This window comes from Cellulomonas sp. P4_H12, from assembly GCF_056400905.1.
This window is the reverse complement of sequence record NZ_JBFUKJ010000011.1, coordinates 104,202-123,397: the sequence shown is the minus strand read 5'-3', so window position 1 is coordinate 123,397 and position 19,196 is coordinate 104,202. Positions and strand designations below refer to the sequence as shown.

The window sequence follows — 19,196 nt, the reverse complement described above, 5'->3', positions numbered from 1 at the left end:
ACCCCGGCGGCCCCGCCCGCGCCGGCTCCCACGGCGTCGGCGCCGCCCGCAGCCCCGGCGGCGCTCCCCGCCGTCCAGGCCGCCCCGTTCGTCGAGCCGCCGACGGTCACGTCGCCGATCGCGACGGCGCAGCCCGCCACCGCTCCGTACGCCCAGGTGGCCCAGCGCGCGTCCCAGGCCGACGAGGCCGAGGCCGCCGACGACATCCAGAAGCTCCGGGGCCCGGCCGCGCGCGTGGTGACCAACATGGAGGCCTCCCTCGAGGTCCCCACCGCCACCTCGGTGCGTGCCATCCCCGCCAAGCTGATGGTCGACAACCGCATCGTCATCAACAACCACCTCGCCCGTGGTCGCGGCGGCAAGATCTCGTTCACGCACCTCATCGGCTTCGCGCTGGTCGAGGCCCTGGCCGAGATGCCGGCCATGAACACGTCGTACACGGTGGTCGACGACAAGCCGAGCGTCCTGACGCCGGCGCACGTGAACGTGGGCATCGCGATCGACCTGGCCAAGCCGGACGGCACGCGCCAGCTGCTGGTCCCGTCGATCAAGAAGTCCGACACCCTCGACTTCGCCGGCTTCTGGTCGGCCTACGAGGACGTCGTGCGGCGCGCACGCGGCAACAAGCTCACGGTCGACGACTTCGCCGGCACCACGATCTCGCTGACCAACCCGGGCACCATCGGCACCGTGCACTCCGTGCCGCGCCTGATGCAGGGCCAGGGCACGATCATCGGCGTCGGCGCGATGGACTACCCCGCCGAGTTCGCGGGCACCTCCGAGGAGGCGCTCAACAAGATGGGCGTGTCCAAGGTGCTCACGCTCACCTCGACGTACGACCACCGCATCATCCAGGGTGCGCAGTCCGGCGACTTCCTGCGGATCATCGGCCGCAAGCTGCTGGGCGAGGACGGCTTCTACGACCGCGTGTTCGCGTCGCTGCGCGTGCCGTACGAGCCGGTCCGCTGGGTGCGCGAGTCCAACGACCCCGACGCCGAGGCCATCAAGCCGGCCCGCATCGCGGAGCTCATCCACTCCTACCGGTCGCGCGGCCACCTCATGGCCGACACGGACCCGCTGGCCTATCGCCAGCGCAAGCACCCCGACCTGGACGTGCAGACGCACGGCCTGACCCTCTGGGACCTCGACCGCACGTTCCCGACCGGCGGCTTCGGCGGCAAGCCCCGCGCCAAGCTGCGCGAGGTGCTGGGCCTGCTGCGCGACTCGTACTGCCGGACGGTCGGCAGCGAGTACATGCACCTGCAGGACCCGCGGCAGCGCCGCTGGCTGCAGGAGCGCCTGGAGTCGGGCTACGCCCGCACCCCGCGCGAGGACCAGCTGCGGATCCTGCGCCGCCTCAACGCGGCGGAGGCCTTCGAGACCTTCCTGCAGACCAAGTACGTCGGCCAGAAGCGGTTCTCGCTGGAGGGCGGCGAGTCCGTCATCGCGCTGCTCGACGCGATCCTGTCGAAGGCCGCGAACAACGGTCTCGACGAGGTCGGCATCGGCATGGCCCACCGCGGTCGCCTGAACATCCTGGCCAACATCGCCGGGAAGTCCTACGGGCAGATCTTCCGCGAGTTCGAGGGCAACCAGGACCCGAAGTCGGTCCAGGGCTCGGGCGACGTGAAGTACCACCTGGGCACCGAGGGCACGTTCACCGCCGAGTCCGGCGCGACGACCGCGGTGTACCTGGCGGCCAACCCGTCGCACCTCGAGGCCGTGGACCCCGTGCTCGAGGGCATCGTCCGCGCCAAGCAGGACCGCATCGACCTGGGCGGCGACGGCTTCTCGGTGCTGCCGATCCTCATCCACGGCGACGCGGCCTTCGCCGGGCAGGGCGTCGTGTTCGAGACGCTCAACCTCGCGCAGCTGCGCGGGTACCGCACCGGCGGCACCATCCACGTGATCATCAACAACCAGGTCGGCTTCACCACCGGCCCCTCGTCGTCGCGGTCGTCGCAGTACGCGACCGACGTGGCCAAGGGCCTGCAGGTGCCGATCTTCCACGTCAACGGGGACGACCCCGAGGCGTGCGTGCGGGTGGCCGAGCTGGCGTTCGAGTACCGCGAGCAGTTCGACCGCGACGTCATCATCGACATGGTCTGCTACCGCCGCCGCGGTCACAACGAGGGCGACGACCCCTCGATGACGCAGCCGCTGATGTACAACCTCATCGAGGCCAAGCGCTCGGTCCGCAAGCTCTACACCGAGACGCTCGTGGCGCGCGGGGACCTCACGATCTCCGACGCCGAGCAGGCGCTGCAGGACTACCAGTCGCAGCTGGAGCGGGTGTTCGCCGAGACGCGGGAGGACGGCTACGCACCGGCTCCCCCGGAGGCCGAGGCCGTCAAGGGCCTGGAGCGGCCGGAGTCGCAGCTCGAGGACGCGGGCGTCATGGTCGGCTGGAAGACCGCCGTCGACGCCGGCACGCTCGAGCGCATCGGCCGCGCCCACGTGCGGCCCCCCGAGGGCTTCACGGTCCACCCGAAGCTCGCGCAGCTGCTGGCCAAGCGCGAGCAGATGTCCCGCGAGGGCGGGATCGACTGGGGCTACGGCGAGCTGCTGGCCTTCGGGTCGCTGCTCATCGAGGGCACGCCAGTGCGCCTGGCCGGGCAGGACTCGCGCCGCGGCACCTTCGTGCAGCGCCACGCGGTCATGCACGACCGCGAGACCGGTGCCGAGTGGACTCCGCTGCTGTACCTGTCGGCGGACCAGGCGAAGTTCTGGGTCTACGACTCGTCGCTCTCGGAGTACGCGGCCCTCGGGTTCGAGTACGGCTACTCCGTCGAGCGCCCGGACGCCCTGGTGCTCTGGGAGGCGCAGTTCGGCGACTTCGTGAACGGCGCGCAGACGATCATCGACGAGTTCATCTCGTCCGCCGAGCAGAAGTGGGCTCAGCGGTCCTCCGTCGTGCTCCTCCTGCCGCACGGGTACGAGGGCCAGGGGCCCGACCACTCGTCGGCGCGCATCGAGCGGTTCCTGCAGCTCGCGGCCGAGGACAACATGACGATCGCGCAGCCGTCGACGCCCGCGTCGCACTTCCACCTGCTGCGCCGGCAGGCCTACGCCCGCCCGCGTCGTCCGCTGGTGGTCTTCACGCCGAAGTCGATGCTCCGCCTCAAGGCGGCGTCGTCCGACGTGGAGGAGTTCACCTCGGGCACGTTCCGCCCGGTGATCGGCGACGACCTCGCCGCCGCGAAGGCCGGTCAGGTCACCCGCGTGCTGCTCTGCTCGGGCAAGGTCTACTGGGACCTGCTCGCCCACCGCGTGAAGACGGGCGACGAGCAGACGGCGATCGTCCGGATCGAGCAGCTCTACCCGCTCGACGGCGACGCGGCCCGCGCGGCGCTGGCGCCCTTCGACGGTGCCGAGCTGGTGTGGGTGCAGGACGAGCCGCGCAACCAGGGCCCGTGGACGTTCCTGTCCATGCACCTGCCGCAGCTGCTCGGCCGCACGCTCCGGGTGGTCTCGCGCAAGGAGTCGGCATCGCCGGCCGCCGGGTCCGCGAAGAAGCACCAGGCGCAGCAGGCGACTCTCGTCGAGACCGCCTTCCAGCGCTGACGACGCCAGGCCGAGGCCCGCGCCCCTCCGGGGGTGCGGGCCTCGCCCGTGTCAGCCGACCGCGACCGGCGCGAACGTCCGGCGGTACTGCTGCGGGCTGGTGCCGAGAGTCCGCGCGAAGTGGTGCCGCAGGACCGCCGCCGTGCCGAACCCGCAGAGCCGCGCGATCTCCTCGATGCTCGCGTCGGACCGCTCGAGCATCTCCTGCGCCCGCACGACGCGCTGCCGCGTGATCCAGGCGGCCGGCGTGGTGCCCGTCTCGGCGCGGAACCGGCGCGCGAACGTCCGCTCGGAGACGAAGGCCCGCGCCGCGAGGTCCGGCACGCTCATCTCCTCCTCCAGGTTCTCCACCATCCACGCGAGCAGGGGCGCCAGGGTGTCGGCGTCGCAGGGCAGCGGGGTGTCGACGTACTGCGCCTGCCCGCCGTCGCGGTGGGGCGGGACGACCATGCGACGGGCGACCGCGGAGGCGGCGGCCGCGCCGAGCTCGCGGCGCACCAGGTGCAGGCACGCGTCGATGCCCGCGGCGGTCCCGGCGCTCGTGATCACGCGGTCGTCCTCGACGTAGAGCACCGCGGGGTTGATGCGGGCGTCGGGGAACTGTCGGGCCATCTCGGCGGTGTGCATCCAGTGCGTGGTGCACTGGCGCCCGTCGAGCAGGCCCGCCTGGCCGAGCGCGAACGACCCGCTGCAGATGCTGAGCACCCAGGCGCCGCGCGCGTGGGCGTCGCGCAGCGCGTCGAGGACCACCTCGGGCACGTCGCCGGCGTCGCCGTACGCGGGCACGATGACCAGGTCGACGTCCTTGGTGGCCTCCAGGCCGTGCTCGACGACGATCGAGTAACCGGCCCCCTTCGTCGGGACCACCCCCGGCTCGATGCCGCACAGCGTGAAGTCGAACGACGGGCCGCCGGTGTCCCGGCGGTCGATGCCGAACACCTCGCAGGCGACCCCCAGCTCGAAGGGCGCGACGTTCGGCAGGGCGATGGCGGCGACGGAACGAAGCATCCCGCCAGCATCCGTGCGGAGTGGCGGAATGTCAACGGTGAGCGTCAGTTCTGCCACTCGTGGCGCGTTGTCGCCGAGCGCAGACTTTCTGCCATGACCACCTTCTGGATCGTCCTCGCACTCGCCGCCGCGGCCTGGCTGGTCGCCCGTCTGGTCGTCAACCTGCGCCACGACGGCCTGGGCAGCAGCCGACCCCCGGCATCCCACTCCGACTGGTCGGACGCCTCGTCCGACCTGCCGAGCCACCCGTTCCGCACCGCCGGCTGACCCTCTCGCGACTGGCCCGGCGATGAACCGGCCCTCGTCGCCGCACCCTGAGAGACTGTGCCGACGACGGTCGACAGCCGTCGAGGAACGGTCCGACGGCGAAGGGTGAGGCACGTGGGTGAGCTGCCGCTGAGGCTGGCGGTGGTCGGCGACGAGCTGGTGGCCGGCGCGGGTGACCCCAAGGGGCTGGGCTGGGTGGGCCGCGTGACGGCGCGGACCCCCACGCCGGACCCGCTGACCGTCATGACGCTGGCGGTGCCCGGCGAGACCAGCACGGGGCTCGGCGCGCGGTGGGACGACGAGGTGTCCCGCCGGTTCTCCCCCGAGGCCGACAACCGTCTCGTCGTGGCGCTGGGCCGGGCGGACGTCGCCGCGGGCCTCTCGCTCGCGCGGAGCCGGCTCAACCTGGCGAACATCCTCGACGTCGCCGACCAGCGCCGGATCCCCGCGTTCGTCGTCGGCCCGCCCCCGGGCGGCACCGCCGACGCGGACAAGCTGGCGGACCTATCGGCCGCGTACGCGGACGTCGCGACCCGGCGCCGCGTGCCGTTCGTCGACACCTACACCCCGCTGGCCGCCCACGACCAGTGGCTGGGCGACCTCGCCGCGGGCGACGGAATCCTGCCAGGGCAGGCCGGCTACGGCCTGATGGCGTGGCTGGTGCTGCACACCGGATGGCACGCCTGGCTCGGCCTGCCCGACGACGCCGCCTGACAGCCACCGGATCCAGAGGGTCATCGCAGCGTCCCCCGCACCGCCGTCAGCGCCGAGTCGAGCACGGTCCGCAGGGTGTCGAGCGTCAGCTGTTCGACGGTGCCGCGCGCGTCGGCCCGCCGCAGCTCGGTGCGGACCTCGTCGCGGAACCGGTTGATGATCGCCTCGGCGTCCACGACCCGCACGTGCGAGGTGACCCGCGGGTCGTCGGAGACCCCCGGCGCGTGCGGGACGGCGGCCGCGCGCGCCTGCTGGGCGGCGGCCGCGAGGTCGGCGCGCAGGCCGCGCATCGAGCCCCGCACGTCGTCGCGCACCTGCGCGGCCCGCTCGCGGACCGACTCGGCGATGCCCTCCTCGAGGTTCGCGAGGTCCCCCCGGCGGGCCTCCAGCTCGGCGTAGCCGGCCTCGGTCAGCGCGTACGTGCTCTTGCGCTCCTCGTCGACGCGCATCACCAGGCCCTCCTCCTCGAGCCGGGCGAGGCGCGGGTAGACGGTGCCGGGACTCGGGCGGTAGGTGCCGCCGAAGCGGTCGGACAGCGCGGTGATCAGCTCGTACCCGTGCTTGGGGCCGCTCTCCAGCAGGGAGAGCAGGTAGAGGCGCAGCTGGCCGTGCGCGAAGACAGGCGCCATCATCACTCGGCCCCCGCAGCCGCGCCGCGCAGCACCGTGAGGTGACCCGAGACGGTGCTCGAGGAGACGAAGCACGCGCCGTCGCCCGTGCGCAGGTCGACCTTGCGGTGTCCCGGCGAGCTGCCCTTGTACTCCTCGCCGTCGACGACGAGCCGGCCCGACACGGACTGGCCCTTGACCTGCACGCCCTTGCCGGCGGGCAGGCGCACCGTGACGTCGCCGGAGACGGTCGTGGCCGTCACGCTCGACGTCCCGGAGGTCACGTCGAGGGTCAGCGATCCCGACACGGAGTTCGCCTGCACCAGGCTGAGCTCGCCGGACGCGGCCAGCTCGCCCGAGACCGAGTGGAGCTGGAGGTCGCCGTGGTGGTCGCGGACGACGATCTCGCCGGACACCGTCTTGGCCCCGAGCCGACCACGCGTGCCGTCGGTGATGAGCGTGCCCGAGACCGTCGACACCGAGGCGTCCTCCTCGATCCCCGCCAGCAGCCCGTCGGCCGTCACCGTGCCCACCTTGGCGTGCACGTCGCGCGGCACCGCGATGTGCACGTCGGCGCGGTCCTTGCCGCGGAAGTTGCGGAACTTCTCGAGGAAGCCGTCCCAGCCGCCCAGCGTGAACTGGTAGCCCACCCGGAGCTCCCCGTCCGCGAGGCTGACCTCGAGCGGACGGCCGTCGACGTCGTGCACCTCGATGCGCGCGCCGGGACCGTCGTGCGCGACGACGTCGACCCGGCCCGCGACCAGCTGCACGCGCAGGCTGGTGATCTTCTCGATCTCGATGATCTGCGGGCCGGCGACGACCCAGGACTCCGAAGCCATGATGCTCTCCCATTCGCGATATATCTCGTTCCGTCAGACACGTTATATCGCGTTCCCTCGGGGAGCAAGCCCTACGCGACATATCGCGTCTCGGACACGCCAGAGGCCCGTGACCGAGACGGTCACGGGCCTCTGCGGGAGGGGTCCTAGGAGACGAGCCCGGCCTGCCGGAGCTCGACGGTGAGGTCGTGCGGGCTGGTCGACGCGGAGAGCGCCTCGTCGTACGTGATGACGTCGTCGCGCACCAGCTGGAACAGGTGCTGGTCGAACGTCTGCATCTTGTAGAAGTCGCCCTCCTTGATCAGGTCGATCAGGGGCGGGGCGTCCTCGGGGTCCAGGATGGCGTCGCGCGTGCGGCCGGTGTTCACCATGACCTCGATGGCCGGGCGCCGGCCGGTGCCGTTGGCCAGGCGGACGAGGCGCTGGGACACGATGCCGCGCAGGGCCTGGGCCAGCGCGATGCGGACCTGCTTCTGCTCGTGCGGCGGGAAGAAGTCGATGATGCGGTTGATCGTCTCGGCCGCGTCGATGGTGTGCAGCGTGGACAGCACCAGGTGGCCGGTCTCGGCCGCCGACAGGGCCGCGCGGACCGTCTCCACGTCACGCATCTCCCCGACGAGGATCACGTCGGGGTCCTGGCGCATCGCGGCGCGCAGCGCGACCGTGAAGTCGGCGGTGTCCTGCCGCACCTCGCGCTGCGACACGATCGACTTCTTGTCCTGGTGCAGGATCTCGATCGGGTCCTCGATGGTGACGATGTTGACCTCGCGCAGCGTGTTGATGAGGTCGACCATCGACGCCAGCGTCGTCGTCTTGCCGGAGCCGGTCGGGCCGGTCACGAGGACCAGGCCGCGGGGCTCGAGCGCGAGCTCGCCGACGACCTCGGGCAGCGACAGCTCGGCGAGCGCCTGCGCGCCGACGGCGACCCGTCGGAAGACCATCCCGTACGTGCCGCGCGCCTGGTAGGCGTTGACGCGGAACCGGCCGACGCCCGACACCGAGTAGGCGAAGTCGGCCTCGTGGTGCTCGCGGAACTTGTCGACGAGGTCGTCGGGCAGGACCTCCTCGAGCATCCGCTCGGTGTCCGCCGGCGTGAGGTCGGGCACCTGGAGCTTGCGCAGCCGACCGTCGACGCGCACGCGGGGCGCGGACCCGACCTTGCAGTGCAGGTCGGAGCCGCCCGTGCTCGCGAGGGCGTGCAGGAAGGGGATCACGGACTGCGTCGACTGGCTCACCCCGTAGTCATCGGACGGGAGGCGCTGTGACTTGAGCGTCCGCAAGATGTGGGACCATGGGACGAGTCCGGCGCGCAGCACGGGCGCCGACAACCGAGGAGATCCCATGAGCAAGCGAGGCCGCAAGCGCCGTTCCCGCAAGGGCAGCGCCGCGAACCACGGCAACCGTCCCAACGCCTGAGCGTTCGGCGACAGCCAGTCAGAAGGCCCGGGCAGCAGCAGCTGCACCGGGCCTTCGTCTGTCTGTGAGAGGTCTCAGTCGAGCGTCACGCGCATGACGGTCAGCTGCTCGTGGATGCGGACGCGCAGGCTGTCCGGCGCCGCCTCCTGGCAGCCGCGCTTGACCAGCGTCTTCACGACGACGTCGACGTCGTACTCCTCGAGGCAGCCCTGGCACTCGGCCAGATGAGCCCGGACGGTCTCGGCGTCCGGCGCCCCCAGCTCGGCGTCCAGGTACTCCCAGAGCCGGTCCAGCGCGTCCGCGCAGTTGTTGCCGCACGTGCCCACGGCCAGGATCGCCGGCAGCTCTGCCTCGTCCTGCCACTCGCTCATCGTTCGCCCTCCGGTGCGGTCGGGGCCGCCGCCACCAGGCCACGCCCCCGCGCGTAGTCCGACAGCATGTCGCGCAGCTGCGCGCGCCCGCGGTGCAACCGGGACATCACCGTCCCGATCGGCGTCCCCATGATCTCGGCGATCTCCTTGTACGCGAAGCCCTCGACGTCCGCGAGGTACACCGCGATCCGGAACTCCTCCGGGAGACGCTGCAGCGCGTCCTTGATGTCGGAGTCCGGGAGGTGGTCGAGCGCCTCGGCCTCGGCGGACCGCAGGCCCCTCGACGTGTGCGACTCGGCGCGGGCCAGCTGCCAGTCCTCGATCTCCTCGGAGCGGGACTGCTGCGGCTCGCGCTGCTTCTTGCGGTACGAGTTGATGTACGTGTTGGTGAGGATGCGGTACAGCCACGCCTTGAGGTTGGTGCCTGGGCGGTACTGGTGGAAGGCGGCGAACGCCTTGGCGAACGTCTCCTGGACCAGGTCCTCGGCGTCGGCCGGGTTGCGCGTCATGCGCAGGGCAGCGCCGTACAGCTGGTCCAGGTAGACCAGCGCCTCGGCCTCGAACCGCTCGGTGCGTGCCGCGTCGTCCTCGGACTCGGGCGCGCGGTGGGTGTCCTCGCTCATCGCGGTCGAGCCTAGCCCCGCGGGCTGTGCGCCACCGACCGGGGTGGGCGACGCCACATTCACCCGGACGTCGTGCATCTGCGGGGGCCGCTGGGTCGGAATGGTGTCCACGGGGATACCGATCGCCCAGCCGGTCGCGGGCGACGGGACAGGTCGCGTCTCGGTGGCGCAGCTCATGGTGGGCACAACGGCGCCAGGCCGCGGGCCATTCCCGCTCGTGCCAAGCCTGTGGTCGCGCACTAGGTTGGCGGCATGACTGTCAGCACCGACGAGTCCACCTTCCTGCGCCTGCTGCGCGAGCAGATCGGCCACGAGTTCGACGCCCACCAGCAGTACGTGGCGATCGCCGTCTGGTTCGACGGGCAGGACCTCCCCCAGCTGGCCCGGCACTACTACCGGCAGGCGATCGAGGAGCGGAACCACGCGCTGATGATCGTGCAGTACCTGCTCGACCGGGACCTCGCCGTCGAGATCCCGGCCGGTGCCCCGGTGCGCAACGACTTCACGCAGGTCACCGACCCCATCGGGCTCGCCCTCAAGCAGGAGAAGCAGGTGACGTCGCAGATCGAGGCGATCTTCGCGGCGGCGCGCGCGGAGGGCGACGCGCTGGGCGAGCAGTTCCTGCTCTGGTTCCTCAAGGAGCAGGTGGAAGAGGTCGCCTCCGCCACGACGCTGCTCACCGTCGCCACGCGTGCCGGCGACAACCTGTTCGATCTCGAGAACTACGTCGCCCGGGAGCAGATCGGTGACGCCGGCGAGTCCGCCGACGCGCCGTCCGCCGCCGGCGGAGCCCTGTAGGAGGAGCTGCTGTGCTGCTGCGCCGTCTCGCACGTCCCCTGTTCGCCTCGTGGTTCGTCAGCGAGGGGCTCGACGTCGTCCGCCATCCCGCCGCCCACACCGCCGACGCCCGCGGCGCCCTGACAACGCTGCGCTCGCGGCTGCCGGAGAACGTCCGCCAAGGCCCCGCCGGTGAGGCGCTCGGTTACGAGGTCAGCGACCGCCAGCTGACCACCATCGTGCAGGTGCACGGCTTCGCCCTGGCCGGCGCGGGCGTGCTGCTCGCGGTCGGCAAGGCGCCCCGCACCGCGGCCCTCGCGCTCGCCGCCCTGACGGCTCCGCTCGTCCTGGTCAACCTGCCGCTCAAGCGGGTCAAGGGTGAGGACCCGGCCGTGCGCAAGGCACGCAAGGACCGCTTCGTGCGGGCGCTCGCGTTCACCGGCGGCGCGCTGATCGCCGGCATCGACCTCGAGGGCAAGCCGGGCATCAGCTGGCGCGTGCAGAAGGCCCGCGCGGAGCACGCGGCGGCGAAGACGTCGGACTGAGACGTTCGCCGACGTCGTCGGCACCCCGACTAACCTGGGCGCCATGGATCTCTGGCCCGCGCCGCTCGCCGACGGCCCGCTCGACGCGCTCGTGGACGTCCCGGGCTCGAAGTCGCTGACCAACCGGTACCTGGTGCTGGCCGCGCTGGCCGACGCCCCCGGTCGCCTCCGCGGGGCGCTCCGCTCGCGCGACACCCGGCTGATGGCCGAGGCCCTCGCCGGCCTGGGCGCCCGCGTCGACGAGGACGGCAGCGACTGGGTGGTCACGCCGGGTCCCGTCCTGGGGTCGACCCAGGTCCACTGCGGCCTCGCCGGGACCGTCATGCGGTTCCTGCCGGCGGTGGCGGCGCTGGCCGACGGGCCGGTCCGGTTCGACGGCGACGAGTCGGCGCTCGCCCGGCCCATGGGACCCGTGCTGACCGCGCTGCGCACGCTCGGCGTCCGGGTCGAGGAGCACGGCGAGCCCGGGCACCTGCCGTTCACGGTGCACGGCCACGGCTCGCTCGTCGGCGGCCAGGTCGACGTGGACGCCTCCGCGTCCAGCCAGTTCGTGTCCGGTCTCCTGCTCGCCGCCGCGCGGTTCGAGCGCGGGCTGACCCTGCGGCACACCGGGCGGACCCTGCCGAGCCTGCCGCACATCGAGATGACCGTCGCGGTGCTGCGCGAGGCGGGCGTCGAGGTCGACGACTCGCGGCCTGCGATCTGGCGGGTGGAGCCGGGCGCGATCGCCGGTCGGGACGTGCGCGTCGAGCCCGACCTGTCGAACGCGGCGCCGTTCCTCTGCGCCGCGTTGGTGGCCGGCGGCACGGTGCGCGTCCCGGGCTGGCCCGCCGCCACGACCCAGCCCGGCGGCCTCCTGCCCGGCATTCTCGAGCGCATGGGCGCGACGAGCCGGCTGGACGGCGACGTGCTGAGCGTGACGGGGACGGGCACGGTGCACGGGGTCGACCTGGACCTGCACGCGGCCGGCGAGATCGCGCCGACCATCGCCGGGCTCGCGGCGCTGGCCGACTCCCCCACCCGGCTGCGCGGGATCGCGCACCTGCGCGGCCACGAGACCGACCGGCTCGCCGCGCTCGCCGCCGAGATCACGCGGCTGGGCGGCCAGGCGGAGCAGACGTCCGACGGGCTCGTCATCACGCCGCGCCCGCTCACCGGGGGCACGTGGCGGACGTACGAGGACCACCGCATGGCCACGGCCGGCGCGCTGGTGGGGCTGCGCGTGCCGGGCGTCGAGGTCGAGGACGTCGCGACCACCGCGAAGACCCTGCCGGACTTCGTCGGCCTCTGGGGCGGCATGCTCGCCGGTTCGGCCGTGCTCGCCTGATGGGTGCGCGGCGCTACGACGAGCGCGACGTCCGCATCCGTCCGGGTCGCGGGTCACGTCCGCGGACCAAGCAGCGCCCCGAGCACGCCGACGCCGAGGTGGCGCTGGTGACGGCGGTCGACCGGGGCCGGTACGCCATCCTCGTCGACCCCGACGGGCCCGACGAGCGCGTGGCGATCGCGATGAAGGCGCGCGAGCTGGGCCGCGACCGGGTGGTGCCGGGCGACCGGGTGGACATCGTCGGCGACACGTCGGGCGACGAGGGGTCGCTGTCCCGGATCGTGCGCATCGGCGAACGACGCACGGTGCTGCGCCGCACGGCCGACGACACCGACCCGGTCGAGCGGATCATCGTCGCCAACGCCGACCAGCTGGTGATCGTCACGGCGCTGGCCGACCCGGAGCCGCGCACGCGCATGATCGATCGCTGCGTCGCAGCCGCCTACGACGCCCGCATGGACGCCCTGCTCGCGCTGACCAAGGCCGACCTGGCGGACCCCGCGGAGCTGGTCGGCATGTACGCCCCGATCGGCGTCGAGGTCGTGGTCACCAGCGCGGAGAAGTCGACGGGTGGCCGGATCATCCACGGGCTCGACGACGTGCGCGCCGCGCTCGAGGGCAAGACGTCGGTGCTGGTCGGGCACTCGGGCGTCGGCAAGTCGACGCTGGTCAACGCGCTGGTGCCCGGGACGTACCGCGCCGTGGGCGTCGTCAACGACGTGACCGGCCGCGGGCGGCACACGTCGAGCTCGGCGGTCGCCCTGCGCGTGCCGGGGACGAGCAAGCCGACGTGGGTCATCGACACCCCGGGCGTGCGGTCGTTCGGGCTCGCGCACGTGGACCCGCAGCACCTGCTGGGCGCCTTCGCCGACCTCGCCGCGGTCGCCGAGGAGTGCCCGCGGGGCTGCACGCACGCCGACGACGCCCCCGACTGCGCGCTGGATGAGTGGGTGGCCGCGTCCCCCGACGACGTCACGCGCGAGGCCCGCTCCGCGCGCGTCGAGTCGTTCCGTCGGCTGCTGGCCAGCCGGCTGGGCACCGGCGAACCGGACAACCGGGAGCCCGCACGTCCCTGACGTGCACCGACGACCCACTACCGTGTCGGGCATGAGCCTGCGTCCCGGGTACGACGACGACCTGCGCCTCGCCCACGTGATCGCGGACCAGGTCGACTCGCTGACCATGGCCCGGTTCAAGTCGCAGGACCTGCGGGTGGAGACCAAGCCCGACCTGACKCCCGTGTCCGACGCCGACAAGACCGCCGAGGAGATCGTCCGGGGCCAGCTGTCCCGGGCGCGTCCCCGCGACGCGGTGCACGGCGAGGAGATGGGCGACACCGGCCACGGACCGCGGCGCTGGGTCATCGACCCGATCGACGGGACCAAGAACTTCGTCCGCGGTGTGCCCGTGTGGGCCACGCTCATCGGCCTCCTGGACGGCGACCAGGTGGTGGTCGGCCTGGTGAGCGCACCCGCGCTCGGGCGCCGCTGGTGGGCCGCCCAGGGCTCCGGGGCGTGGACCGGCAAGTCGCTGGCCGCGGCGAGCCAGCTGCGCGTGTCGGGCGTGGACCGGCTCGAGGACGCGTCGCTGTCCTACTCGTCGCTGAGCGGCTGGGAGGAGCGCGGGCAGCTGGACGCGTTCCTCGACCTGACCCGACGCACCTGGCGCACCCGCGCCTACGGCGACTTCTGGTCGCACGTGCTCGTCGCCGAGGGCGCCGTGGACCTGTCCGCCGAGCCGGAGCTCGCGCTGCACGACATGGCGGCGCTCGTGCCCATCGTGACGGAGGCCGGCGGGACGTTCACGTCGATCCGCGGCGTGCCCGGGCCGTTCGGCGGCTCCGCACTGGTGTCCAACGGGCTGCTGCACGAGGCCGCACTCGAGCTGCTGGACCCCCTGCCCGACGCGTGACGTCGCCAGACGCCCACGTCCGCGGCACGATCGGTGCCATGAGCACCGACAACCGGGACGACCGCGCCGCCTCCTTCGAGCACGCCGCGGACGTCTACCAGGCGACCCGACCGGGCTACCCCGACGACGCGGTCCGGTGGTCCGTCCCCGCGGACGCCCGGGACGTGCTGGACCTCGCAGCCGGGACCGGCAAGCTGACCGAGCGCCTCGTGGCGCTCGGCTGGCACGTGGTGGCGGTCGAGCCGTCCGACGCCATGCGGGCCGAGCTGCGCAAGGCCCTGCCGGACGTCGAGGCGCACCCGGGCACCGCGGAAGCCATGGACCTGCCCGACGCCTGCGTGGACGCCGTGACGATCGCGCAGGCGTGGCACTGGGTCGACCCGCCCTCCGCGTCGGCGGAGATCGCCCGAGTCCTGCGGCCGGGCGGGCAGGTGGCAGCGATCTGGAACGTCCGTGACCAGGCCGCCGACTGGGTGGCCAGGTGGACCGAGATCGTGCACACCGGCGACAGCATCGGAGGCACGCTCGCCTACGGCGAGCCGCAGCTGGGCGACCGCTTCACCGAGGTGGAGCACGCCACGTTCCGCTGGCAGCACTCGCTTCCAGCACGTGACGTCCGCCGGCTCGCGGAGAGCCGGAGCCACGTCATCCTCCTGCCGCCCGACGAGCGAGCTGCCCTCCTCGGCGCGGTCGACGAGCTCGTCGCCACGCACCCCGACCTGCGCGGGCGCGACGTCATCGAGGTGCCGTACGCCACCGAGTGCTACCGGGCGCGGCTCCGCTGACCCTCGGGCGGTTGCCGTCGTCGGAGCCGCCGCTGCTGCGCGGCGAGGTACGCGCGCGCCCGTCGCTGGCCGCCGCGCTCGACGATGACCTGCTCGAGCGCGGCGAGCGACCGGGTGATCGCCGCCTCGTCCGGCAGCCAGCCGCGGCGCCCGCACTCGTCGAGCCACTCGACGACCCCACGGTGCCCGCGCTCGGCGTTGCAGCGCCGACAGGCGGGCACCTCGTTCTCCAGCCACGACGGTCCGCCCTTGACCCGCGGCACGAGGTGCTCGCGCGTCGGCGGGAGGAGCGGTCCGAACGCGCGACCGCACCACACGCAGCGCGCGCCGTCCCGCTCGACAGCGAGCCGCAGGCGCTCCGAGCGAGCCGGCTGGTGCGACGGATCCTGCCTCACCCGGTCGACGGTACGTCCGGATCGCCGGGCGTGCGCCTACAGACCCAGCGCCGCCGGGAGCTCGTCGAGCGACGTCACGACGACCACGCCGGCATCGGCGATCTCGTCGTCGCTGATCGGGACCCGGCGACCGCCGGGTCGGTCCAGCCACACGCCGACCAGGCCGGCGGCCCGTGCGGCCGCGGCGTCGACGTCGAGCTCGTCGCCGACGTACGCCGTGCGCTCGGGGGCGGTGCCGAGCAGGCGGCAGGCCTCGAGGAACACCCGCGGGTCGGGCTTGCCGAAGCCGAGGGTGTCGACGCCGACGAGCATCGGCACCCGGTCGAGCAGGGCGGCCCGATCCAGCTTGCGGGTCTGGTACGCCACGGCCGCGTTGGACAGCGCGCCGACCGCCAGGCCGGCCGCCAGCAGCCGGTCGACCACCGCGTCGACGTCGTCGTGCGCCGACCAGGCGCCCGAGAACTCCGCCTCGAACGTCTCGTCCCAGCGCGCGAAGCCGGCGTCGTCCAGCGCGGGCCCGCCGAACCGCTCGTGCAGCTCGTTCGCGCGCGCCATCCGCTGCTCGGTGTACCCGACCTCGCCGCGCGTGTACGCCGCGTAGTGCCCGCCGACGTCCGCCCGCCAGACCGTCACCAGCTCCGCGTGCCGGTCTTCGGGCAGGTCCGGCAGGTAGCGGCGGGCGACGCCGGCCAGCGCGTGGCCGAACGCCCCGCGCGTGTCGACGAGGGTGTCGTCGATGTCGAAGAGGACGCCGTCGAGCTGCATCACAGGGTCGCGCGCAGGCCGGCGATCCGCGCGAGCGTCGACTCCTTGCCCAGGATCTCCATGGACTCGAACAGCGGCGGCGAGATGCGGCGGCCGCTCAGCGCGACGCGCAGCGGCGTGAACGCGAACCGCGGCTTGATGCCGAGCCCGTCGACGAGCGCCGCCTGCAGGGCCTCCTGCGTCGTCGTCGTCGTGAAGTCGTCGAGCCCCGCGAGCGCCGCCGCGGCGGCGTCCAGCACGGGCGCGGAGTCCTCCCGCAGGGCGCCGCGGGCGTCGTCCGCGATCTCGAGCGCGTCGTCCGCGACGAACAGGAAGCCGAGCATCCCCACGACCTCGCCCAGCAGCGTGATGCGCTCCTGGATCAGGGGCGCGCCCGCGTCGAGCAGCGCGCGGTGGGCCGGCTCGAGGTCGGCGTACGCGTCGGTGGGCACCAGGTGCGCGCGGTGCAGGTACGGGACCAGGCGGTCGCGGAAGTCGTCGGGCGCGAGCATCCGGATGTGCGCGGAGTTGATGGCCTCGGCCTTCTTGAGGTCGAAGCGCGCGGGGTTGGGGTTGACGTCGGCGACGTCGAAGGCCGCCGTCATCTCCGCCATCGTGAAGATGTCCCGGTCCGGCCCGATCGACCAGCCCAGCAGGGCGAGGTAGTTCAACAGGCCCTCCGGCGTGAAGCCGTTGTCCCGGTGCAGGAACAGGTTGGACTCCGGGTCGCGCTTCGAGAGCTTCTTGGTGCCCTCGCCGAGCACCGACGGCAGGTGGCCGAACACCGGCATCACCGTCGCCACCTCGATGTCGAGCAGGGCCCGGTACAGCGCGATCTGCCGGGGCGTCGACGACAGGAGGTCCTCGCCCCGCAGCACGTGCGTGATGCCCATGAGGGCGTCGTCCACCGGGTTGACCAGCGTGTACAGCGGCTGGCCGTTGGCGCGGACGATCACGAAGTCGGGCACGGACCCGGCCTTGAACGTGATCTCGCCGCGCACCAGGTCGGTGAACGTGATGTCCTCGTCCGGCATCCGCAGTCGCAGGACCGGCTCGCGGCCTTCGGCGCGGAACGCCGCCCTGTCCTCGTCGGAGAGGTCGCGGTCCGCACCGTCGTAGCCGAGCTTCGGGTCCCGCCCCGCCGCCCGGTGGCGCGCCTCGATCTCCTCAGGCGTCGAGAACGACTCGTACACGTGGCCGCCCTCGACCAGGCGGCGCACCACGTCGGCGTACAGGTCCATGCGCTGCGACTGCCGGTACGGCTCGTGCGGGCCGCCCACCTCGACGCCCTCGTCCCAGTCCAGCCCGAGCCACCGCAATGCGTCCAGCAGCTGCAGGTAGGACTCCTGCGAGTCCCGCGCGGCGTCGGTGTCCTCGACCCGGAACACGAACGTGCCGCCCGTGTGGCGTGCGTACGCCCAGTTGAACAGCGCCGTGCGGACCATGCCGACGTGCGGCAGACCGGTGGGCGAGGGGCAGAAGCGGACGCGCACAGCAGAGCCGGGAGAGGAAGTCACGGGCTCCAGATTAGTGGCGGCGCAGGACCGGGTTGCGCAGCGTGCTCGCCTGTCCGCGACGTTCGTCCGCCCGAGCTAGTGCCGGCGCAGGACCGGGTTGCGCAGCGTCCCGATCTCCTCGACCTCGATCTCCACGACATCCCGGTCCACGATCGGGCCCACGCCCGCGGGGGTGCCGGTGAGGATGACGTCGCCCGGCAGGAGCGTGAACACCTCGGAGATGTACGACACGAGGTACGCCGAGTCGAAGATCATCTGGGAGGTGCGGCCGTCCTGCGTCGTCGTGCCGTTGACGCGGGCGCGGACGAACAGGTCGTCGACGTCGAGGCCCGGCACGATCCACGGGCCGATCGGGCAGGAGCCGTCGAAGCCCTTGGCGCGGGTCCACTGGGAGTCGGCGCGCTGGACGTCGCGCGCGGTGACGTCGTTGGCCACGGTGTACCCGAAGACGTGGTCGAGGGCACGGTCCGCGGGGACGTCCTTGGTGACCTTGCCGATGACGATGGCCAGCTCGGCTTCGTGGTCCACGTGCTCGGTCCAGTCGGGCAGGACGATCGGGTCGTCCGGCCCGATGATCGACGTGTTGGGCTTGAGGAAGAGCAGCGGCGCCGCGGGGACCTCGTTGCCCAGCTCGGCGGCGTGCGCGGCGTAGTTGCGGCCGACCCCGATGATCTTGGACCGCGGGATCACGGGGGCCAGCAGGCGGACGCTGTCGTCGTCGAGCCGGATCTGCTCGCCCGTCGGCTGGACGGGCGTGTAGAGCGGGTCACCCGTGATGACCACGAGCTCCTCGGAGCCGGGGGCTCCGTCGACCAGGGCGTAGCGGGGGTCTCCCCCGGTGGTGAACCTCGCGATGCGCATGTCGGCAGCCTAGGTCAGGCGCGCGCGAGCACCTCGCCGTGGAGCACCGCGAACCAGCCCTCGGGCTGAGCGCCCCACTCGCGCCAGGCGTCGGCCAGCAGCTCCAGGCCGACCTCGTCGGCGAGCCCGTGCGCGATGGCCTGCGCGGCGAAGTTGGAGGCGACCGAGCGGTCCGCCCAGAGGCTGGCCCACCACGTCCGGTCCTCCGGGGTGGCGTAGCACCAGACGCCGGCGCTGGGGACGATGCCCGCCGGGTCGAAGCCGGCCTCGCGGACCCACGACAGCAGCTTGCGGCCGGCGTTGGCGTCGGCCTCGTTGGCCTGCGTGACCTCGTGGTACAGCTCGCGCCACTCGTCGAGGCCGTTCGACTGCGGGTACCAGGTCATGCCGGAGTAGTCGGCGTCCCGCACGGCGACGATGCCGCCCGGCTTGGTGACGCGGCGCATCTCCCGGAGGGCAGCGATGGGGTCGGTGAGGTGCTGCAGCACCTGGTGCGCGTGGACCACGTCGAAGGCGTCGTCGGGGAACGGCAGCTCGTAGGCGTCGGCCACCTGGAACGTCACGTTGTCCGCGCCGGCGTCCGCGGCGGCCTTCTGCGCGATCTCGACGACGGCCGCTGACGTGTCCACGCCGACGACCTCACCGGGCTCCAGGCGCGCCGCGAGGTCGATGGTCACGGACCCCGGGCCGCAGCCCACGTCGAGCAGGCGGGTACCCGGCACGAGGGCGGGCAGCAGGTACGCGGCGGAGTTCTCGGCGGTGCGCCACCGGTGCGAGCGCAGCACGGACTCGTGGTGCCCGTGGGTGTACACGTCGGGGTGCGTCGGAGAGTTCACATCGAACTGTAATCATCCGAGAGGGGGAGAGTTCAACAATCGGAACGAACCGTTTCGACATGCGAGATTCCGCGGCTCGCTAGCATCC

21 protein-coding genes are annotated in these 19,196 nt (G+C 72.7%); 10 read left to right on the top strand and 11 right to left on the bottom strand.

Going from position 1 to position 19,196, the window contains the following annotated elements; translation table 11 throughout:
• Nucleotides 1-3,564: multifunctional oxoglutarate decarboxylase/oxoglutarate dehydrogenase thiamine pyrophosphate-binding subunit/dihydrolipoyllysine-residue succinyltransferase subunit (locus AC1DQC_RS08305; protein ID WP_477050751.1), on the top strand; the 3,564-nt coding region annotated here is incomplete at its 5' end.
• Nucleotides 3,565-3,615: 51 nt separating this feature from the next.
• Here the strand turns inward: AC1DQC_RS08305 and AC1DQC_RS08300 are convergent.
• Complete coding sequence (locus AC1DQC_RS08300) at nucleotides 3,616-4,572, bottom strand: GlxA family transcriptional regulator (protein WP_477050750.1); 957 nt, start codon at nucleotides 4,570-4,572, stop codon at nucleotides 3,616-3,618.
• 93 nt (nucleotides 4,573-4,665) lie between these two features.
• On the opposite strand from AC1DQC_RS08300, the gene AC1DQC_RS08295 reads away from it, so the two are divergent.
• Both AC1DQC_RS08295 and AC1DQC_RS08290 read left to right on the top strand, forming a co-directional pair.
• Nucleotides 4,666-4,839, top strand: coding sequence for a hypothetical protein (locus AC1DQC_RS08295; RefSeq protein WP_477050749.1), 174 nt, complete (start codon nucleotides 4,666-4,668; stop codon nucleotides 4,837-4,839).
• Nucleotides 4,840-4,953: 114 nt separating this feature from the next.
• The gene (locus tag AC1DQC_RS08290) at nucleotides 4,954-5,553 is read left to right on the top strand and encodes a GDSL-type esterase/lipase family protein (RefSeq protein ID WP_477050748.1); all 600 of its coding nucleotides are present in this window, start codon (nucleotides 4,954-4,956) and stop codon (nucleotides 5,551-5,553) included.
• Between the two features lie 20 nt (nucleotides 5,554-5,573).
• Here the strand turns inward: AC1DQC_RS08290 and AC1DQC_RS08285 are convergent, their stop codons facing one another.
• The 3 genes from AC1DQC_RS08285 to AC1DQC_RS08275 form a co-directional block, all read right to left on the bottom strand.
• Complete coding sequence (locus tag AC1DQC_RS08285) at nucleotides 5,574-6,185, bottom strand: PadR family transcriptional regulator (protein ID WP_477050747.1); 612 nt, start codon at nucleotides 6,183-6,185, stop codon at nucleotides 5,574-5,576.
• Nucleotides 6,185-7,000 (bottom strand): DUF4097 family beta strand repeat-containing protein, encoded by an 816-nt coding sequence (locus tag AC1DQC_RS08280; RefSeq protein ID WP_477050746.1) that lies wholly within the window; start codon nucleotides 6,998-7,000, stop codon nucleotides 6,185-6,187. The genes AC1DQC_RS08285 and AC1DQC_RS08280 overlap by 1 nt, the downstream gene beginning before the upstream one ends.
• A 146-nt stretch (nucleotides 7,001-7,146) precedes the next feature.
• Nucleotides 7,147-8,235, bottom strand: a complete 1,089-nt coding sequence (locus AC1DQC_RS08275; protein ID WP_477050745.1) for a type IV pilus twitching motility protein PilT — start codon at nucleotides 8,233-8,235, stop codon at nucleotides 7,147-7,149.
• Between the two features lie 106 nt (nucleotides 8,236-8,341).
• Here AC1DQC_RS08275 and AC1DQC_RS08270 point away from each other — a divergent pair, with 106 nt between their 5' ends.
• Nucleotides 8,342-8,416: a 50S ribosomal protein bL37 gene (locus tag AC1DQC_RS08270; protein ID WP_155859599.1), complete on the top strand. Its 75-nt coding sequence runs from the start codon at nucleotides 8,342-8,344 to the stop codon at nucleotides 8,414-8,416.
• Nucleotides 8,417-8,490: 74 nt separating this feature from the next.
• Here AC1DQC_RS08270 and rsrA read toward each other — a convergent pair whose 3' ends face one another.
• Both rsrA and AC1DQC_RS08260 read right to left on the bottom strand, forming a co-directional pair.
• On the bottom strand, nucleotides 8,491-8,787 hold the full coding sequence (gene rsrA / locus AC1DQC_RS08265; RefSeq protein ID WP_477050744.1) for a mycothiol system anti-sigma-R factor: 297 nt from the start codon (nucleotides 8,785-8,787) through the stop codon (nucleotides 8,491-8,493).
• Nucleotides 8,784-9,488: a sigma-70 family RNA polymerase sigma factor gene (locus tag AC1DQC_RS08260; protein ID WP_477050754.1), complete on the bottom strand. Its 705-nt coding sequence runs from the start codon at nucleotides 9,486-9,488 to the stop codon at nucleotides 8,784-8,786. Before AC1DQC_RS08260 ends, rsrA begins: the two co-directional genes overlap by 4 nt.
• 174 nt (nucleotides 9,489-9,662) lie before the next feature.
• Here AC1DQC_RS08260 and AC1DQC_RS08255 point away from each other — a divergent pair, with 174 nt between their 5' ends.
• Genes AC1DQC_RS08255 through AC1DQC_RS08230 form a run of 6 tightly spaced genes read left to right on the top strand, consistent with a single transcriptional unit; the run spans nucleotide 9,663 to nucleotide 14,755 of the window.
• Complete coding sequence (locus tag AC1DQC_RS08255; protein ID WP_477050743.1) at nucleotides 9,663-10,208, top strand: ferritin; 546 nt, start codon at nucleotides 9,663-9,665, stop codon at nucleotides 10,206-10,208.
• Between the two features lie 11 nt (nucleotides 10,209-10,219).
• Entirely contained in the window at nucleotides 10,220-10,732 is a 513-nt protein-coding gene (locus AC1DQC_RS08250) for a DoxX family protein (RefSeq protein ID WP_477050742.1), read from the top strand.
• A gap of 43 nt (nucleotides 10,733-10,775) precedes the next feature.
• Nucleotides 10,776-12,059, top strand: a complete 1,284-nt coding sequence (gene aroA, locus AC1DQC_RS08245) for a 3-phosphoshikimate 1-carboxyvinyltransferase (RefSeq protein ID WP_477050741.1) — start codon at nucleotides 10,776-10,778, stop codon at nucleotides 12,057-12,059.
• The gene (rsgA, locus tag AC1DQC_RS08240) at nucleotides 12,059-13,135 is read left to right on the top strand and encodes a ribosome small subunit-dependent GTPase A (RefSeq protein ID WP_477050740.1); all 1,077 of its coding nucleotides are present in this window, start codon (nucleotides 12,059-12,061) and stop codon (nucleotides 13,133-13,135) included. Before aroA ends, rsgA begins: the two co-directional genes overlap by 1 nt.
• A gap of 31 nt (nucleotides 13,136-13,166) precedes the next feature.
• Nucleotides 13,167-13,970, top strand: a complete 804-nt coding sequence (gene hisN, locus AC1DQC_RS08235; protein ID WP_477050739.1) for a histidinol-phosphatase — start codon at nucleotides 13,167-13,169, stop codon at nucleotides 13,968-13,970.
• Between the two features lie 38 nt (nucleotides 13,971-14,008).
• Entirely contained in the window at nucleotides 14,009-14,755 is a 747-nt protein-coding gene (locus tag AC1DQC_RS08230; RefSeq protein ID WP_477050738.1) for a class I SAM-dependent methyltransferase, read from the top strand.
• Here AC1DQC_RS08230 and AC1DQC_RS08225 read toward each other — a convergent pair.
• The 5 genes from AC1DQC_RS08225 to AC1DQC_RS08205 all read right to left on the bottom strand — a co-directional run bounded on the left by AC1DQC_RS08225 (nucleotide 14,734) and on the right by AC1DQC_RS08205 (nucleotide 19,108).
• Complete coding sequence (locus AC1DQC_RS08225; RefSeq protein WP_477050737.1) at nucleotides 14,734-15,150, bottom strand: HNH endonuclease; 417 nt, start codon at nucleotides 15,148-15,150, stop codon at nucleotides 14,734-14,736. The genes AC1DQC_RS08230 and AC1DQC_RS08225 overlap by 22 nt on opposite strands.
• A gap of 36 nt (nucleotides 15,151-15,186) precedes the next feature.
• Nucleotides 15,187-15,915, bottom strand: coding sequence for an HAD family hydrolase (locus tag AC1DQC_RS08220; protein WP_477050736.1), 729 nt, complete (start codon nucleotides 15,913-15,915; stop codon nucleotides 15,187-15,189).
• A complete protein-coding gene (gene gltX / locus AC1DQC_RS08215; RefSeq protein WP_477050735.1) occupies nucleotides 15,915-17,411 on the bottom strand; it encodes a glutamate--tRNA ligase in 1,497 nt (498 codons plus the stop codon). Before gltX ends, AC1DQC_RS08220 begins: the two co-directional genes overlap by 1 nt.
• Nucleotides 17,412-17,486: 75 nt before the next feature.
• On the bottom strand, nucleotides 17,487-18,272 hold the full coding sequence (locus tag AC1DQC_RS08210; protein WP_477050734.1) for a fumarylacetoacetate hydrolase family protein: 786 nt from the start codon (nucleotides 18,270-18,272) through the stop codon (nucleotides 17,487-17,489).
• A gap of 14 nt (nucleotides 18,273-18,286) precedes the next feature.
• Complete coding sequence (locus AC1DQC_RS08205; RefSeq protein WP_477050733.1) at nucleotides 18,287-19,108, bottom strand: methyltransferase domain-containing protein; 822 nt, start codon at nucleotides 19,106-19,108, stop codon at nucleotides 18,287-18,289.
• Nucleotides 19,109-19,196: the final 88 nt, after the last annotated feature.

Coding starts and splice junctions, on each gene's coding strand:
- AC1DQC_RS08300 (WP_477050750.1), bottom strand. CDS start 4,572: ATGCTTCGTTCCGTCGCCGCCATCGCCCTGCCGAACGTCGCGCCCTTC.
- rsrA (WP_477050744.1), bottom strand. CDS start 8,787: ATGAGCGAGTGGCAGGACGAGGCAGAGCTGCCGGCGATCCTGGCCGTG.
- AC1DQC_RS08285 (WP_477050747.1), bottom strand. CDS start 6,185: ATGATGGCGCCTGTCTTCGCGCACGGCCAGCTGCGCCTCTACCTGCTC.
- AC1DQC_RS08280 (WP_477050746.1), bottom strand. CDS start 7,000: ATGGCTTCGGAGTCCTGGGTCGTCGCCGGCCCGCAGATCATCGAGATC.
- AC1DQC_RS08295 (WP_477050749.1), top strand. CDS start 4,666: ATGACCACCTTCTGGATCGTCCTCGCACTCGCCGCCGCGGCCTGGCTG.
- rsgA (WP_477050740.1), top strand. CDS start 12,059: ATGGGTGCGCGGCGCTACGACGAGCGCGACGTCCGCATCCGTCCGGGT.
- AC1DQC_RS08260 (WP_477050754.1), bottom strand. CDS start 9,488: ATGCACGACGTCCGGGTGAATGTGGCGTCGCCCACCCCGGTCGGTGGC.
- aroA (WP_477050741.1), top strand. CDS start 10,776: ATGGATCTCTGGCCCGCGCCGCTCGCCGACGGCCCGCTCGACGCGCTC.
- AC1DQC_RS08255 (WP_477050743.1), top strand. CDS start 9,663: ATGACTGTCAGCACCGACGAGTCCACCTTCCTGCGCCTGCTGCGCGAG.
- AC1DQC_RS08210 (WP_477050734.1), bottom strand. CDS start 18,272: ATGCGCATCGCGAGGTTCACCACCGGGGGAGACCCCCGCTACGCCCTG.
- AC1DQC_RS08230 (WP_477050738.1), top strand. CDS start 14,009: ATGAGCACCGACAACCGGGACGACCGCGCCGCCTCCTTCGAGCACGCC.
- AC1DQC_RS08220 (WP_477050736.1), bottom strand. CDS start 15,915: ATGCAGCTCGACGGCGTCCTCTTCGACATCGACGACACCCTCGTCGAC.